This is a genomic window from Hamadaea sp. NPDC051192 (assembly GCF_040682475.1).
GTDB lineage: Bacteria > Actinomycetota > Actinomycetes > Mycobacteriales > Micromonosporaceae > Hamadaea > Hamadaea flava.
Genome location: NZ_JBFBAZ010000006.1, coordinates 104,614 through 120,404, shown reverse-complemented (window position 1 = coordinate 120,404; position 15,791 = coordinate 104,614). Strand labels below are relative to the sequence as shown.

At 70.0% G+C, this 15,791-nt stretch carries 13 protein-coding genes; 7 read left to right on the top strand and 6 right to left on the bottom strand.

Annotation, left to right across the window (positions count from 1 at the left end; genetic code table 11):
- Nucleotides 1-4 precede the first annotated feature (4 nt).
- Entirely contained in the window at nt 5-577 is a 573-nt protein-coding gene (locus AB0M47_RS04580; protein WP_363408312.1) for a hypothetical protein, read from the bottom strand.
- 57 nt (nt 578-634) lie between these two features.
- Between AB0M47_RS04580 and AB0M47_RS04575 the strand changes: the two genes are divergently transcribed.
- Nucleotides 635-1,456 (top strand): DNA-formamidopyrimidine glycosylase family protein, encoded by an 822-nt coding sequence (locus AB0M47_RS04575; RefSeq protein WP_363408309.1) that lies wholly within the window; start codon nt 635-637, stop codon nt 1,454-1,456.
- 13 nt (nt 1,457-1,469) lie between these two features.
- Nucleotides 1,470-2,336, top strand: coding sequence for a hypothetical protein (locus AB0M47_RS04570; protein ID WP_363408307.1), 867 nt, complete (start codon nt 1,470-1,472; stop codon nt 2,334-2,336).
- A gap of 119 nt (nt 2,337-2,455) precedes the next feature.
- On the opposite strand, the gene AB0M47_RS04565 is transcribed toward AB0M47_RS04570, so the two are convergent.
- A complete protein-coding gene (locus AB0M47_RS04565; protein WP_363408305.1) occupies nt 2,456-3,661 on the bottom strand; it encodes an MFS transporter in 1,206 nt (401 codons plus the stop codon).
- A gap of 70 nt (nt 3,662-3,731) precedes the next feature.
- On the opposite strand from AB0M47_RS04565, the gene AB0M47_RS04560 reads away from it, so the two are divergent.
- The gene (locus AB0M47_RS04560) at nt 3,732-4,709 is read left to right on the top strand and encodes a DUF5937 family protein (protein ID WP_363408302.1); all 978 of its coding nucleotides are present in this window, start codon (nt 3,732-3,734) and stop codon (nt 4,707-4,709) included.
- A gap of 7 nt (nt 4,710-4,716) precedes the next feature.
- Here the strand turns inward: AB0M47_RS04560 and AB0M47_RS04555 are convergent, their stop codons facing one another.
- From AB0M47_RS04555 to AB0M47_RS04545, 3 genes are all read right to left on the bottom strand, one after another.
- A complete protein-coding gene (locus AB0M47_RS04555; RefSeq protein ID WP_363408299.1) occupies nt 4,717-5,154 on the bottom strand; it encodes a hypothetical protein in 438 nt (145 codons plus the stop codon).
- A 110-nt stretch (nt 5,155-5,264) separates the two neighbouring features.
- Nucleotides 5,265-6,821 carry a DUF222 domain-containing protein gene (locus AB0M47_RS04550; protein ID WP_363408296.1) on the bottom strand — a complete coding sequence of 519 codons (1,557 nt, stop codon included), beginning with the start codon at nt 6,819-6,821 and terminating at the stop codon, nt 5,265-5,267.
- Between the two features lie 240 nt (nt 6,822-7,061).
- Nucleotides 7,062-11,393, bottom strand: coding sequence for a S8 family serine peptidase (locus AB0M47_RS04545; RefSeq protein ID WP_363408294.1), 4,332 nt, complete (start codon nt 11,391-11,393; stop codon nt 7,062-7,064).
- A 305-nt stretch (nt 11,394-11,698) separates the two neighbouring features.
- Here AB0M47_RS04545 and AB0M47_RS04540 point away from each other — a divergent pair, with 305 nt between their 5' ends.
- Entirely contained in the window at nt 11,699-12,094 is a 396-nt protein-coding gene (locus AB0M47_RS04540; RefSeq protein ID WP_363408291.1) for a winged helix-turn-helix domain-containing protein, read from the top strand.
- A gap of 103 nt (nt 12,095-12,197) precedes the next feature.
- On the opposite strand, the gene AB0M47_RS04535 is transcribed toward AB0M47_RS04540, so the two are convergent.
- Entirely contained in the window at nt 12,198-13,205 is a 1,008-nt protein-coding gene (locus tag AB0M47_RS04535) for a hypothetical protein (protein WP_363408288.1), read from the bottom strand.
- A gap of 145 nt (nt 13,206-13,350) precedes the next feature.
- Here AB0M47_RS04535 and AB0M47_RS04530 point away from each other — a divergent pair, with 145 nt between their 5' ends.
- The 3 genes from AB0M47_RS04530 (at nt 13,351) to AB0M47_RS04520 (ending at nt 15,790) form a co-directional block, all read left to right on the top strand.
- Entirely contained in the window at nt 13,351-14,115 is a 765-nt protein-coding gene (locus AB0M47_RS04530; protein WP_363408285.1) for a lytic polysaccharide monooxygenase, read from the top strand.
- Nucleotides 14,115-14,690, top strand: a complete 576-nt coding sequence (locus AB0M47_RS04525) for a DUF305 domain-containing protein (protein WP_363408282.1) — start codon at nt 14,115-14,117, stop codon at nt 14,688-14,690. Before AB0M47_RS04530 ends, AB0M47_RS04525 begins: the two co-directional genes overlap by 1 nt.
- 74 nt (nt 14,691-14,764) lie before the next feature.
- Nucleotides 14,765-15,790 carry an aspartate-semialdehyde dehydrogenase gene (locus tag AB0M47_RS04520; RefSeq protein WP_363408279.1) on the top strand — a complete coding sequence of 342 codons (1,026 nt, stop codon included), beginning with the start codon at nt 14,765-14,767 and terminating at the stop codon, nt 15,788-15,790.
- Nucleotide 15,791: the final 1 nt, after the last annotated feature.

Here is a 15,791-nt window from a genome sequence, read left to right as displayed (position 1 = left end):
ATGATCAAGGACAGCCGGGCTGCGTGTGGTCCACTTCCAGCCCATCGAACGTGGTGTCGAGCAACAACGCGGTCCCGCTGAAGATCCGCAGCCGGTCGTCCTGGACGAACTCGACCCGGTAGTCGGCCTCGGGCTGGGTGCAGACGAGGTCGATGCGCGATTCACGGCTGAGCAGACCGGCCCGCGTACGCAGCCGCACGGTGCCGGCGGACGTCGAGCCGTCCGACCACTCGTAGTAGACCGCTTCACTCCGCCCGTCGGACGACACCGCGACCACGGTCCGGTGCTCGGAAAGGTCTAGCTCGCCGATGAATCCGGTGATGGACGGGCTGCACACGGCGAGCAGGACGACGCTCCCGATGCCGACGATCCACGCCTGCGTCGGCGCCGCCGAGTCGTCGGCGACCACCGCCGCGATGGACAGGACGAACAGCGCGACGGCGAGCACAAGCGACCAGGCCCAGTGGTAGCGCGTGAATCCGGTGAAGATGACGAGCCCGAGCGGATTCCAGCCGATCAGCAGACCGCCGAAGAGGACCGTGAGCGCTGCCGTCAGAAGCCAGGCGTACGACCGCATGGGCTGTGAGCGTAGGCGTCGCCGAGCCCTCGTGGTGCCCTGTAGTAGCGTCGCGGGGTGCCTGAAGGTCATACGATTCACCGGCTCGCCGCCCGTCACGCGGAGCTGTTCGGTGGGCGGCCGGTACGCGTGAGCAGCCCGCAGGGGCGGTTCGAAGCGGGCGCCGAGCTGATCTCGGGGAGCGTGCTGCGCCGGACGGAGGCGTACGGCAAGCATCTGCTGCATCACTATGACGGGCACACCTTGCACGTGCATCTCGGCCTGTACGGCGTCTTCAGCGACGGCGAGGGCGCTGCGCCGGAACCGATCGGGCAGGTACGCCTCCGGCTGGAGTCGGCGGCGTACTGGCTGGATCTGCGGGGACCGGCCGCGTGCGAGCTCCTGGATCCGCCCGAGGTCGAGGCGCTCAAGGGACGGCTGGGCGACGATCCGCTTCGCGACGACGGCGACCCCGACACGGCGTACAAGCGGATCCACCGCAGCTCGCTGGCGGTGGCGACGTTGCTGATGGACCAGAAGATCGTGGCCGGCTGTGGTCTGGTGTACGCGTGTGAGGTGTTGTTCCGCGCGGGCATCGAGCCGACCCGTCCCGGTACGCGAATCTCGCCGGACGAGTGGGCGCTGCTCTGGAAGGATCTTCAGGAGCTGATGCGCGAGGGCGTCCGCCGGGGCCGGATCGACACAGTTCATGCCAGTCATACGCCCGAGGCGATGGGCCGGGCGCCGCGTGTCGACCGGCACGGTGGCGAGGTCTACGTTTATCGTCGGGCTGGTCAGCCCTGTCTGCTGTGCGGCACGGAGATCCGGCGCGGCACGCTCGCCGCGCGCAACTCTTATTGGTGTCCGCGCTGTCAGGCGGGAACCGCCGCCGGGTCTTGACCGTCCCAGGCTCATGAACGGAACTCGCTTGCTCCTTCCGCTGCTCGCGGCGGTGCTCCTGACGGGCGCCGCCTGCGCGAAGGCCGACTCCGGTACGCCCGGCGACACCGGCTCCACGGGGTCCTACGCCGCTGACGCGGCCGTCGTCCAAGTCTCTTATGTAGGCGGGTTCGTCTCGCCCGACATGCTCGTCACACGGCTGCCGTTGATCAGCGTGTACGGCGACGGCCGGGTGGTGACGGAGGGGCCGGTGATCGCGATCTATCCCGGTCCGGCGTTGCCGAACGTCCAGGTGCAGCAGATCTCGGTGGCCGATGTGGACAAGCTCGTCAAGCTCGGCGTGGACGCCGGGGTCGGGGTGAGCACCGACTACGGGCAGCCGGGCGTCGCGGACGCGCCGGACACGAAGTTCGCGGTGCTCACCACGTCGGGACTGAAGACCAGCCAGGTGTACGCCCTCGGCGAGGCCAACGGCAGTGGCTTGACCGACGCTCAGGTGCAGGCGCGGGCGAAGCTCAAGGCGTACCTGGCTCAGCTGACCGACCTGCCGAAGACGCTCGGCCAGGACGCGGTCTCGGCCTCGAAGCCGTACGAGGCGAAGGGGCTCGCCGCGGTCTCCCGGACGTGGAACGCCGACTCCAGCGGCGTCGGTCAGCAGCCCGAGATCGCCTGGCCGGGTCCGGCCCTGCCGGGTGCGCCCGTCCGGACCGGCTTCGAGCTGGGCTGCGTGACGGTCACCGGCGATCAGTTGACGGCGACGCTGGACGCGGCGAAGAAGGCGAACGCGGCGACGCCATGGACCTCGGGTGGCAAGCGCTGGTCGGTGACGTTCCGGCCGCTGCTGCCCGACGAGGCGAGCTGCGCCGACCTCAAGGACTGAGGAGCTTCTGCTACCCGTTGCGCCGGGCGTTAGGCGCTGGATCAGGGTTTTCGGTCGAATCTCGGCCCAAGATTCGACACGGAACCCTGATCCAGCCCCAAAAGCAGCCCCGAAGCGAGTCACGCCGGGGTAGTGGCGAGGCGTGTCTGTAGGGCGGGCATGAGGCGGGCGAGCAGCAGAGCCCCGATGACCCCGGTGAGCGCTGCCGTCCACCACACCGCCCCCGGCCCCGCGTACGCGAAGAGGAACGTGGTGAGGGCGGGCCCGGCGAGCCGGGCGAGCGACCCGGCCCAGATCATCGCGCCCTGGTAGCGACCTTGGGCGTGGGCCGGGGCCAGGTCTGCGGCGATGCCACCGGCGACGATGCCGGCGGCGACCTCGCCGACGGACCAGATCGCCGCGCTGAGGGCGTAGCCGATGGGGGTGTGGACGAGGCCGGTCGTCCCGATGCCGACGCCCACGACGACCCAGGCGCAGGCGAGCACCTGCAGCCGGCCGAATCGGGCGAGCCGCGGATACAGCACCGGCTGAAGCAGGACCACCAGGACGGCGTTGACGACGGCCACCGCGCCGAAGACCGCCGGGCTGAGGTCGTCGAGGCGGATCGACAGCGGGATGGCGTACTCGGTGAGGCTGTAGACGATCTCCTGGGCCAGGTCGAGTCCGATGAAGGCCAGCATGAGCCGGTCGGCGAACAGTACGCCGTAGCCGCCGCGTTCGTTCGCCCGCCGAGCGGTGGCGACCCGGGGCAGGAACATGGCCGCGATCACCGCGAAGATGAGGCAGGTGATCCCGTCGATCGCGAAGAGCAGGGCGTACCCGTGGGCGGCCAGGAACCCGGCCATCGCGGCCGCGCAGGCGGCGCCGATGTTGAACGCCCAGTGCATGAGACTGAAGGCCCGCGTACGCCGTTCGCCGGTCACCGAAGCGGCGACGAGGGCGTTCGCGGCCGGCGGATACAGCTTGCCGGTGAGCCCGACCAGAACGGCGGCCACCGTCATGAGGGCGATCGTCGGCGCGACGTAGAGCGCACCGAGCGCCGCCGGGGCGGCGACCAGGCCGACGATCAGGGCCGCTCGGGGTCCGATCCGGTCGGCGAGCCACCCGCCCGCGACCGATCCGGCGGCGCCGCCGAAGCCGAGCGCCACCACGATCGTGCCGGTGGCGGAGGTCGAGACGCCCTGGGCGCCGAGGAAGAAGACGAGGAACGGCACCACCATGGTGCCGATTCGGTTGGCGAGCGTACCGGCGGCGACGATCCAGAAGGTGCGGGGCAGGTCGCTGAACAGCCCGGTGCGGGGTGCGGCGATTGTGCTGGTGGCCATGATCGTAGCCTCAGGTCTCCGCCGAACCCGGAGTACTGTTTTAGTCGGAGCTGAATGTTGAGGAGGCATCGTGCTGACGCTCGAGTTCACGGCCGGGGACGTCGCCCGGATCCGGTTCGCGCTGTCCTGCCTCTGGGAGGCCGCCTCCAGCTACCACGTGCTCCAGGCTCCGGAGCGCCACGTCATCCAGCGGCCCTGGGTCGACCGGGTCCAGGCCCGCGTCGAGGCGGCGGGTCTCGGCCGCGGCAGCCTGCTGTCCGCGCTCATCCCGCCGGGCACGCGCTACATGCCCGACTTCCTGACCCCGCCCTCGGACTCGCTCGCCCCCAGCCTCGCCGACGAGCTGCAGATCCTGCTCGCCACTCCCCATGAAGTCGTACGCACAGAGCTGGACCTGGTCGACTGGCCCCGCAACGCAGCGGCCCAGGCCCTGTACGACGACCCGGCGTCCGGGCTGCCCCGGCTGGCCGCCGAGCTGACGGCGTACTGGGACATCGCGCTGGCGGAGCACTGGCCCCGGATGAAGGCACTCCTGGAGGCGGAGGTCTTCTACCGGGCCAGGCTGCTGGTCGAGGAGGGCGCAGCCGGGCTGCTCAACGGACTGCACGAGGCCGTCGGCTGGCAGGACGACACGCTGTCGGTCGCCCACAAGCTGTGCGGCGGCGAACTACCGCTGACCGGCAACGGCCTGCTCATCGTGCCGGCCGTCTTCGTCTGGCCCGCCGTGCGTACCGTCACGCCGTCCGAGAATCCGCAGTTGGCGTACCCGGCGCGGGGGATCGCGACGCTGTGGGAGAGCGCCGCCCCGGCCCCGGCCGCGCTCGCCGCCGTCATCGGCCGCAGTCGCGCGCAACTGCTCGTGGAACTGGCCGCGCCACTGTCCACAACCGACTTGGCCCGGCGGACGGGCATGTCGGCCGGCGGTGTCTCCCAGCATCTCAGCGCGCTGCGCGCGGCCGGGCTCATCACCGCCCACCGTGCCGGTCACGCCGTCCTGAACATGCGTACGCCCGCAGCCGACACGCTGCTGGCCGCGGGCGTCGCCTGACGACGCGTCAGTCGCAGTGGGCGTACCCGCTGCTGGGGAGGCGATCGTGATAGATCTCCTGTTCGTCGGCGGTGAACCCGGCGACCTCCAAGCTGAGGCAGCGATCGCCGTCGACCGCGGCGACGGCCTGATAGCGATACTGGTCCCAGTCGTTGCCGCACTCGCCGGCAGCGGTGCAGATGTCCAGGTGCAGCGTCGTCGGCAGGCCGCGATACTTGACCTTGACCAGCCGGGCGCAGGTGTCGGTGCCGTCCCAGTACACGTAGGAGCGTGCGGCCAGCTCCCCGTCCCGGCTATCGTAATGGCTGAACGAGTGAACAAGCCGGCCCGCGCAGCCGTACCCGGCGCCGTACCCCGCCGCGGCGGGATTCGCGTACGCCAGCAGCCCAGCGGCGGACAGGACGGCGGTCGCGGCGATGGCGGCGGTCCTCCGCAAGCGTCGCATGCGGTTTCCTCCTGATCGGTGGTCGATGAGTCGCCTCGATCTTTCCATCCGATTAGTCCGTAATGCGGCGTTTTGCGGGAATCCCCGGGAATCCCTGGGAAGACGCGGGTTCAGCATCTCCGGTGGAGGGTGTTCCGGACCGGTCTTCGAAGCGGGTCGACGAAGCCGGGTGGGAGGAACTCGGGAAAGCCGTCGGGTCTCATGCGGGCTTCCCAGTGCCCGTGGTGGATTTCGCGATGATGAAATCCGCAGAGTAGGACGCTGTTGGCGAGGCAGGTGTCGCCGCCGTCTGCCCATGATCGGATGTGGTGGCCGTGGCACCACTGGGGTGGCCGGTCGCAGCCGGGGAAGGCGCATCCCTTGTCCCGCAACACGAGTGCGCGGCGGAGTGGTCCGTCGATGAGGCGTCGGGCGCGGCCGACGTCGAGTACTTGCCCGTCACCGCCCAACACCGCGGGGATGATCTTCGCGTCGCAGGCCAGGCGTCGCACGGTTTCTGGGGTGAGCAGGTCGCCGGTGTCGAGCAGTCCGGCGCCGACCTTGGCTTGGAGGGCGGCCCAGGGCAGGGTGATCGTCAGGTGCGGCTTCTCGCCGCCGTTGTCGGGCAGCTCACCGGCGTTCATGATCCGCTGGCACACCTCGACCAGCGCATCGGCACGGCGGGCTCCGGCCGAACGCAGATCCGGCTCCCCCGGCAGCACCCGAGCCGTAACTCGACCGCGATCTGTCGCACCAGCCCTACATCCCGCGCCCGCGCAGCTCGCATCCACACATGCGCACGTGCCCGTGCCCGTGCCCGTGCCGTAAGCGTCGGCACAGCCTGCCATGGTGAAGCCGCCTGCTGCCTCCACGCCCGCACAGCCTGCCATGGTGAAGCCGCCTCTTACGTCCGTGCCTGCGCTGCCTACAGCCGCGGTCCCCGGCGCCTCGAAGCTGCCTGCTGCGTCCGCAGCACCAGCGAGCCCGGCCGCAGCGGCAGCGGTCGGTGCGGGCTTGCGTGGTCCGGACAACGGATCCAACGCGGCCCGCACGATCGCCGCCATCTCCGAATCCAGGATGCCGCGGATCCGGTATTCGCCCTCCCCATAGGGAATGAGGGTGAAGTCACGGCGGTCGTAGGCCGACCGTTCGGCGCGTTCCAGATCGCGGCGCAGACGCTCCTCGGCGATCTCCGGCGCGACCAGCTCCAGGATCTGCGACCGATGATTCTCCAGCGTCTCCGGCCGCAGCCGGTCGTCCGCAGCAAGCTTCGTCAACACGTCGGCGGCTTTCGCCTTACCGACCGCACCTACCGCCGACGGCAGATCGTGCACCGTCTTGGCGATCACCCGCGCCTGATCGACGGTCACCTGCCCGGCTGCCAATGCTTCCTCAACGACGGGCGTCTCAGGCAGCAGCTTGGCCAGCTTGGTCCACTCCACCGCTTCCCGGTGCCGCACGGCGAGGAGATAGGTCAGCCAGTTCGCCGTCCCGGTAGCACCCGCGTTGTACGGGATCTCACGACTGTCGGCCGCGCCGATCAACGTCAGCAGCCGACCGGACAACCGCTGGATCGCCGCATGAACACGGCGGACTTCGTCGGTGATCTCGGCGTCCGAAAGTGTCCACAGGGGACCGGCGATCAGCTCGGCGGCATTCGCCTCGACCTGTGCCAACACCCCATTCACGGGGTCAACGTTAGAACGAAGGTACGACACCTTCCAGGGGGTCAAGGTCACGAGAATGTGCCACGATCCACCGAGCACAACGTCCACAATAGACAGCCGAGGAGAGCCTATCCTCCTAGGAAGCCTTAGCGGTGGAGACCGCCCCGGCACCAGCCAAGCCGACGGCCCGAATGCGGCGGCGCCCGCGACCCGAAGGCCGCGGGCGCCGCACTTATTCAGTTGGGTAGAACTCGGACGGGATCAGACGCCGCTGGGGCACGGCGGGTCGGACTGCAGCAGGAAGTCCTGCGTACGCACGATGCCGGCCTCGACCTTCACCGTGATCGCCTGCGGGATCCAGCCGTCCTTGGCGACGATCACCTGGTAGGTGCCCTTCGGCAGCCACCAGGCGTACGCGCCCGAGGCGTCGGCGTGCAACGTGTAGCCGACGGTCGGGTCGCTATTGAGGTTGAGCCGGATGACCGCCTTCACGCCGACGTGCGCGCCGGAGCACGACAGGCCGGCGACGGTGCCCGTGACCTTGCCCCAGGACGCCAGCGGCGAGACGTTCATCTCGACGTCCACCGGCGAGATCGGGTAGGGCGTCTCCGCCCGCAGCCCGAACTGCGCGGTGTACTTGCCCGGCTGGTCCACGCCCGCCGCAGCGGTCGCCGTCAGGGTGACGGTGATGACGCGGGACTTGCCCGCGGCCAGCGTGAAGGTGCTCGGCGTCTCGCTCAGCCACGGAACGTCCGAGGCCTCGTCACAGTCGCCGAGACCCGGCAGGGTCTCCGAGGTCTTGGAGCCCACGAAGGACGACGGCGAGCCGCCGATCTTGTAGAAGCCGCAGGCTCCGGCGCCACGGTAGACGGTGAACTGGGTGTTCGGGCCGTCCGACCAGGTGTTGGTGGCCGGGTCGTAGGTGACCGTCCGGTTGGTGATGGCGGTCGAACCGGCCGTCACACCACCGGCGAGCACGAACAGGCCGCCGGCGGCGGACCCGGCCGAGCCCCACAGGTCCAGCGGAGCGTCCGCGATCGGCGACCATCCGGTAGCCGGGTCGAGGGCGAAGCCGTTGGACCAGTCCGAGTCACCGGAACCACCGGCGCAGTAGATCTTCCCGCTGATGCCGCCGCAGGAGAGCCACGACGCGTCCTGCGGGTACGCCGGACCGGCGCTGAAGGTGCCGGCCGCGGGGTCGAAGACCACCACGTCGTCGGTCGCGGCGCAGGAGCTGTCGCCACAGCCGCCGACGACGTAGATCTTGCCGTTGGCGACGCCGACGCCGGCCGTGGCCCGCGCCGCCGGGTTGACGGCGCCGGAGACGGTGGACCAGGTCCCCGTCGCCGGGTCGAAGACGTCCACGGTGCTCACCGGGTCGCCGTCAGCCGTCCAGCCGCCGAGGACGTAGATCTTTCCGCCGGTCGCGGCGACCTGCGGCTTGGTCCGGCCGGTCGGCATGTTCGGCAGGGCCGTCCACGCGTTGGCGTCCGGGTCGTAGACGAAGGCCTTGTCCTCCAGGCCCGAGTCGACGCCGCCGCCGATCGAGTAGACCTTGCCGTTCAGCGTGGCCGCCGAGTTGTCGAAGACCTCGTCCGGGTAGTCGGCGATGTTCGACCAGGCCGCGTTCGGCGCGCTCGCGCGGGCCGGCGTGGCGGTCGACTTGACGCCGCGGAGCGAGGTGCTCGCCTTCTCGGTCAGCTTGATCGTCTGCAAGGCAGCGCCCTGCTTGCTGAGGATCTGGAAGGTGCCCGACCGTTCGACGAGGTCGACCGTGGCCGTCGCCGATCCGGTGTTGGTCACCGTCACGCTGGTCTTGCGGACCGTGCCGTATGGCTGGAACGCCTGGACCGTGGTCGGCGTGACGGCCAGCCTCGGCGACTTCAGGGCGAAGTCGGCCTTCTTGTTGGCGTTGGCCACCACGGTCACCGACTTGTTGAGCGTGTTGTACGGGCTCTTCGAGGCGGTGAAGGTGTGCGCTCCGGTGACGCTGGAGAACAGCCAGTAGTAGCCGTCGCCGACGGCCGGGTCGTCCGCCGTGGCCACCGAGGTCGCGGTCTCACTGGGGACGTCGTTGGAGACGACCTTCGCCCCGGCCAGGCCGGCCGTGGTGTTGGCGTCGCTGACGAAGCCCGTGACCAGGCCACCATCGACCGCGGCGCAGCCCCGGTCGACCAGCTGCACGTTGTCGATCGCCCACCACCAGGCGAAGGTGCCGCTGTAGTGGAACCGGATCTGCGCGGTGGCCGATCCGGCCAGGCCGGCCAGGGCCAGCTGCTCCACGCGCGGTCCGCGGGCCGCGGTGGTGGACTGGTGCAGGACGGTGGTCCAGGTGGCCCCGCCGTCGGCGCTGATCTCGACGTCGCCGAACGAGTTGCTGAACGCCCGGTAGTCGTTGTTGAACCGCAGGTAGGGCAGGTTGGTGCCGGACAGGTCCAGCAGCGGGGTCACCAGCGAGGTGTCCTCGGTCTTGCCCGAGCCCGCCTTGTCGCTGTCCATGATCGCGAAACCGCCGGTGCCACCGGTCAGGTTGCCGCGCTTGCCCGGGTCGTCGAACGCCCAGACCGGGTTGGTGCCCTGGTGGTTCACCACGGTCCAGCCGTCCGGGGTGGTGAAGTTGTCGAAGGACTCGCCCAGGATCGGGTCGCTGAAGTTGACCTTGTATCCGGGTGCGGTGCAGTCACGGGCGACCGGCAGCGCGAGGTTGACGGTCTTCCCGGCGGCACCCAGCGTCACCGCGGTGGTGGTCGCCTGGTAGCCCGGGATCTTCGACGTGGTGGTCAGCGAGTGGGTGGTGTTGCCCGGCACGGTCACCGAGTACACGCCCGTCGCCGGGTTGGTGAAGACCGGGTCGCGGCCGGGGATGTCGATCCGGGCGTACAGCGGCCAGCCGTGGCCCGAACCGTCGGTCACCTTGCCGCTGACGGTCACCATCGGCGCGGAGACGAGGGCGAAGTCCTGCGTCGCCGTGCCGTTCTCGGGCACGGTCACGGTGACCGTGCTGTCGTGGTAGCCGTACTTGGCCGCCGTCACCGACTGGTCGCCGGCCGCCAGGGTCAGCGAGTAGGAGCCGTCGGCCACCGTGGTGGCGGACCGGCCGCCCGACGAGACCGTGGCCGCTGCGAGGGGCGTACCGGCATCGTCGCGGACGACGCCCTTCACGACGCCGGACGGTCCGCGCGGAGCGAGGGTGACCGCCTGGTACGCGTCGAGCCGGCCTTCGCCGTAGACGTTGTTGTCGGCGGTGGTGCCGCCGCAACTGGTGTCGTTGACGTCCCGGCCGGACTGGTCGAGCAGTGTCCGGGTGGCCGCGACGTCGCCGCGCAGGGCGGGGGAGGCGGACCACATGAGGGCCACCGTGCCCGAGACGTGCGGTGAGGCCATGGACGTGCCGCTGCCGGAGCCGTAGCCGCCGGGTACCGAGGAGCGGACGTTCACGCCGGGAGCGGCGATGTTGGGCTTGACCCCGCCGTCGACCGCGGACGCGCCGCGGCCGGAGAACGAGGCGATGGTGCCGCTGCTGTCGTACGCGCCGGCCGAGTAGACCTGCGGGTTGTCGCCGGGGGAGCCGGCGCTGCCGCAGGAGGGGCCGTCGTTGCCGTTGGAGAACGCCGGGAAGATGCCCGCCGCGATCCACGCGTCGACGGTCGGCCCGTACCAGGTGTCGCCCGGGTCGCCGCCCCACGAGTTGTTGACGACGTCCGGGTGGAGGTCGGGCCGGGGGTTGGCGCCGTTGAGGTCGGTCGGGGCGAGCACCCACTGACCGGCCGCCAGCAGCGACGAGTCGGAGCAGGTGTTGACCTCGCAGCCCTTGGCGGCGATCCACTTGGCGTCGGGGGCGACACCGATGATGTTGGCGCCCTCGCCGCCCACCATGGTGCCCATGGTGTGCGTGCCGTGGTCGTTGTTGTCGCACGGCGCGGGGTTGGAGCAGATGCCCGCCGGGTCGAACCAGTTGTAGTTGTGGTCGAACGTGCCGCCGCCGAGGTTGCCGCGGTACTTGTCGACCAGTGCCGGGTGGGTGTAGTCCACGCCGCTGTCGATGTTGGCCACGACGATGCCCGCGCCACGGTCGGCGTACGCGCTCCAGACCTCGTTGGCCCGGATGTTGGCGATGTTCCATTCGACGGCGTCCACGGTGGCTTCGACCTGTCCGGCGGTCGGCTTCTCCAGCGTGTGGGCGCGGTTGGGTTCGATCGACGCGACGCCGTCGACCTTCGCGAGTTCCTCGGCGAGCGCCTTGTCTCCGTGGACGTAGATCGCGTTGGCGATCCAGAACGCCTTGTAGGAGATCTTCCGCTCGTCGAGCAGTGCCCGGACGTCCTTCTGCGAGTCGTCGGCGGTCGCCTTCAACTCGGTGTAGACCTGCTCGGCCCGCTGGGTGCGGGGCAGCGACTTGGCCGGGCTCAGGTCGGCCTTGTCACGCAGGTAGACGAGGAAGTCGGTGGACTCCGAGGTGATCTCGCCGCTGATCGACGCACTGGGTGCGGCGGCCGCGGGAGTGGCCAGGACCGGTATCAGCCCGACCGTTAAAACGGTTCCAGCCAGCGCCGCGAGCAGCGCCTTAGGCCGGAACCTTCTGGGTGATGACATGAATCCTCCCCGATCAAGCGCAGGCCGGGTTCTCCGGCCGCCAGTCGGGCTCGAGCCCGGCGGGCGCGCGCATGGGTCCAATGATCTTTGTGGACGATGGCGGCCATCAATGCCTGCTGTCGGTCAACTCTCTGGCGGCTTTCCGGCGGATGGCGGACTTACCGTCGGGTTGGGGTTGACATCATCGCCACATTGGACTTGCCTGAAAGCTTCTCGACTGCCGCCTGGGGAGGAATCACATGGTCGTCGGGGATAGGGCATTGATCGTCTGCGTTTCCGCGGACGTCGCGGTCCGGGAGCGCCTGATGAGGCAGCTCGATCCGGGCGGCGTCGTGCTGCTGTGCGCGGACTTGGACGAGTTGCGGGAGATTCTGTTCCCGGTGAACGACGTGATGCTGTCCGGCGGGCCGCCGGACGGGCTCCTAGTCGACCAGGTCGGCTTCAAAGCGACATGGCGCGGCCGGACGCTGCCGCTGACGCGGCTCGAACTGCGGATGCTGGGCTGCCTCGCGGAGCGCTCGCAGGAGGTGTGGACCTATCAGGCGCTGTTCACCGCGGTGTGGGACAGCGTCTATTTAGGAGACAGCGCCATTCTGCACTCGGCGATGAAACGGCTGCGGGGCAAGCTTCGTGCGACGGCGGACGGCCTGGAGGTCGAGACGGTGCGCGGAATCGGCTACCGCCTCGCAGTGCGCGCGTGATCATCGCGCCGGCCATGCTGTTTCGGCGGACACTGCTGTTTCAGCGGGCACTGCTGTTTCGGCGGACACTTCGCCGTGGGAGGCGGCATGGCCGGCGCAGTGATCACGTCAGGGTCCAGAGCTGGATCTCGGTGCCGTCGGGGGTCGAGGTGAGCCATTGGCCCGCCCCCGCCGGGCGGGGTGGGCCGGCGATCGGGACGGGGTACGCGACCTGGTCGCGTACGGACATCGTGGCGGGGTCGATGAGCCAGTGCCGGGGCTCGGGCGATTCCGCCTCGGTGCCGACGATCGCGGTGTCGTCGAAGGGGAAGGCGCCGTCGTAGTCCCAGCGGACGCGGTCGCCGTCGACGCTGCGTACGGCGTCGTCGGCGGCCAGCCGGCCGAGTTCGGTCGCGTCCGCGGTGCGGCGCAGGTAGAGCGACCACTGCCCGGGATCGGTGGCGAGCAGCCGGTCGCCGTCCGGGCTGACCGCGAGCAGGACTTCCTCGTCGAGCCGGACGACGCTGAGGTGCCGGCCGTCCCAGTGGCCCCAGAACGCGGGCGATTCCTCGTCGCCCTCGCCGACGGTCAAGCCCATGTACGCCGGGTCCGGCGGAGGAGTGTGGAACGAGGAGCCGACGGTGTCGGTGGCGTACCGGGCGAGGACGGCGCCGTCGGCGGGGTCGAGGACGAGCCACTCCTCCTGCGCCTCGTCGTCGGGATGATTGCGGATGTGCGCCCACAGCGTCGACCCGTCGGCGGCGTACGCGGCCGAGCCTTTGTCGGCATGGCGGTGATCGTGGTCGTCGGCGTACTCGGAGTATGAGGTGTGGTTCTGCGCGCACTCGGCGGCCGACCAGCAGCCGTGCCGCAGTTCCCAGCGCACCGCGCCGGTCGCGTCCACCGCTCGCAGCGCGTGCACGCCCGAGAAGAGCACGACGTCGCCGTCGGGCGACAGGGTCAGGGTGCCGAAGTCCCGGGGCCACGGCGCGGGGAACCGGGTCTCCAAGCCGGACCGGAGATCGCGTACGCCGACCTCGGTGTCACCGCGCTCGACCAGCCACCGATCCCGCACGAAAGGCGCGTCGCCGAGCGGGGTCGGGACGGTCGCGACAGCCACTGCGTTGATCACCCGACCGACCTTACCCAGCGCAGACGGCGTCGATCCATCGAGGCGTGCCAGATTTGATTAACTCTATTTACCAATCTGTCAACATACTTTAAAGTGCCACGCAAGCGGAGGCCCGGCGGGCCTCCTGGACAGCGAGGAGAGCAACGTGCGAAGACTCATCGTCCTCCCGCTCCTGGCGGTGGGGGCTCTCATCGGCTCCCTGGTCGTGGCGGTGAGCCCGGCCAACGCCCACGGTTACGTCTCATCGCCGCTGAGCCGCCAGGCGATGTGCGCGCAGGGCCGGGTTTCGGCGTCCACCTGTGGCGACATCATCTACGAGCCGCAGAGCGTCGAGGCTCCCAAGGGCTCGCTCCAGTGCAACGGCGGCGGCACCCGGTTCGCCGTCCTGAACGACAACAGCGTCAACTGGCCCACCACGTCGGTCGGCGGCACGGTGACGTTCACCTGGACGTTCACCGCGTTCCACCGCACCACCGACTTCGAGTACTTCGTGGGCAACACCCGGATCGCGGTGTTCAGCGGCAACAACTCCGCGCCTCCGCAGGGGCTGACCCACTCGTTCAGCCTCGGCGGGCGTACCGGACGGGTCACCGTGCTCGCCCGGTGGAACATCGCCGACACGATCAACGCGTTCTACTCCTGTGTGGACCTTCAGGTCGGCGGTGGCGGCACGTCCAGCCCGTCCCCGTCGCCGAGCGTGACGCGTACGTCGTCGCCGTCGCCGTCGCCCACCACCGCCTCGCCGAGCCCGACCGCCACGTCGGGCAGCACCTCGTGGGCGGCCGGGACGGCGTACAAGATCGGTGACGTCGTGACCTACAACGGCGTCAGCTACCGCTGCATCCAGGCCCACACCGCCCTCGTCGGCTGGGAACCCCCGAGCACCCCCGCCCTCTGGAGCAAGGTGTAGTGAACGCACGCACCCTCGGTCGCAGTCTCGGCATGCTTGCCGGGGCTGCGACCGCCCTCGTCCTGGCGCTGTCCGGCTGTGGCAGCGCCCCGTCGGCCCCCGCCGCGAACACCTCGTTCAACGACGCCGACGTGATGTTCCTGCAGATGATGGTCGCCTACCACACGCCCGCCGAGAAGCTGACCGCGCTGGCCGCCCAGCGGGCGAGCCGGTCGGAGGTCAAGCAGCTCGCCGCGGCGATCTCGGTCACCGAGGCGGACGAGCAGAAGAAGGTCATGGCCTGGCTGCAGGCGTGGAACCAGCCCACCGAACCGGCCACCGACAAGGTCCTGCACGCCGACCACGGCGGGCTGCCCGGCGACGGCAAGACCGAGGTGGCGACGCTGACGAAGACCTCGGCGGACAAGTTCGACAAGGAGTTCCTCACGATGCTGATCGGCCAGCAGCACGGCGTCGTCGAAGCCGCGCGGGCGGAGACGGCCGGCGGGGTCAACACGGAGGTGAAAGCACTCGCCCAGCGGGTCACCGACTCCCGGCGCGCGCAGGTGGCGTACATGCTGACGCTGGCGCAATGACGTGACGCGAGCGACGCCCACCTGATGAGAACGCTACTGCCGATCTTCGGGACGACCTCGGTAGGCTGTCTGTCATGAAGATCGGCATCGTGGGCGCGACCGGCCAGGTGGGCGGCGTCATGCGCCGCATCCTCGCGGAGCGCAAGTTCCCCGTCGACCAGCTCCGGCTCTTCGCCTCCGCCCGGTCGGCCGGCAAGATGCTGCCCTGGGCCGACGGCGAGGTCGTCGTCGAGGACGCCGCGACCGCCGACTACACCGGTCTGGACATCGTCCTGTTCTCGGCCGGCAAGACCACCTCGCTCGCGCTGGCGCCCAAGGTCGCCGCGGCCGGCGCCGTGGTCATCGACAACTCGTCCGGCTGGCGCATGGACCCGCAGGTCCCGCTGGTGGTCTCCGAGGTCAACCCGCACGCGGCCCTCGACCGGCCCAAGGGCATCATCGCCAACCCCAACTGCACCACCATGGCAGCCATGCCCGTGCTCAAGCCGCTTCACGTCGAGGCCGGGCTGATCAGCCTGGTCACCGCGACCTACCAGGCCGTCTCCGGCTCCGGCTTGGAGGGGGTCGCCGAGCTCGACCAACAGGTACGCGCAGTGGCCGAACGCGCGGCGGAACTGGCCCACGACGGCGCGGCCGTGCAGTTCCCGGCGCCGCAGGAGTATGTGCGGCCGATCGCGTTCAACGTGCTGCCCTACGCCGGCGCGCTTGTCGACGACGGGCTGAACGAGACCGACGAGGAACAGAAGCTGCGCAACGAGAGCCGCAAGATCCTGGAGATCCCGGACCTGAAGGTCTCCGGCACCTGCGTACGCGTGCCGGTGTTCACCGGGCACTCCCTGCAGGTGCACGCCCGGTTCGCCCGGCCGCTGTCGCCCCAGCGGGCCCAGGAGCTGCTGGCCGACGCCCCCGGCGTGGTGCTCACCGACGTGCCGACCCCGTTGCAGGCGGCCGGTCAGGACCCGACCTTCGTCGGCCGGATCCGCGCCGACGAGACCGTCGAGCACGGGCTGGCCTTCTTCTGCTCCAGCGACAACCTGCGCAAGGGCGCGGCGCTCAACGCCGTGCAGATCGCCGAGCTGGTCGCGGCCGAGTCCCGCTGAC

Excerpts from the sequence above, each read along its gene's own strand:
- AB0M47_RS04580 (WP_363408312.1), bottom strand. The coding sequence starts at position 577 with ATGCGGTCGTACGCCTGGCTTCTGACGGCAGCGCTCACGGTCCTCTTC.
- AB0M47_RS04570 (WP_363408307.1), top strand. The coding sequence starts at position 1,470 with ATGAACGGAACTCGCTTGCTCCTTCCGCTGCTCGCGGCGGTGCTCCTG.
- AB0M47_RS04565 (WP_363408305.1), bottom strand. The coding sequence starts at position 3,661 with ATGGCCACCAGCACAATCGCCGCACCCCGCACCGGGCTGTTCAGCGAC.
- AB0M47_RS04555 (WP_363408299.1), bottom strand. The coding sequence starts at position 5,154 with ATGCGACGCTTGCGGAGGACCGCCGCCATCGCCGCGACCGCCGTCCTG.
- AB0M47_RS04545 (WP_363408294.1), bottom strand. The coding sequence starts at position 11,393 with ATGTCATCACCCAGAAGGTTCCGGCCTAAGGCGCTGCTCGCGGCGCTG.
- AB0M47_RS04540 (WP_363408291.1), top strand. The coding sequence starts at position 11,699 with ATGAGGCAGCTCGATCCGGGCGGCGTCGTGCTGCTGTGCGCGGACTTG.
- AB0M47_RS04520 (WP_363408279.1), top strand. The coding sequence starts at position 14,765 with ATGAAGATCGGCATCGTGGGCGCGACCGGCCAGGTGGGCGGCGTCATG.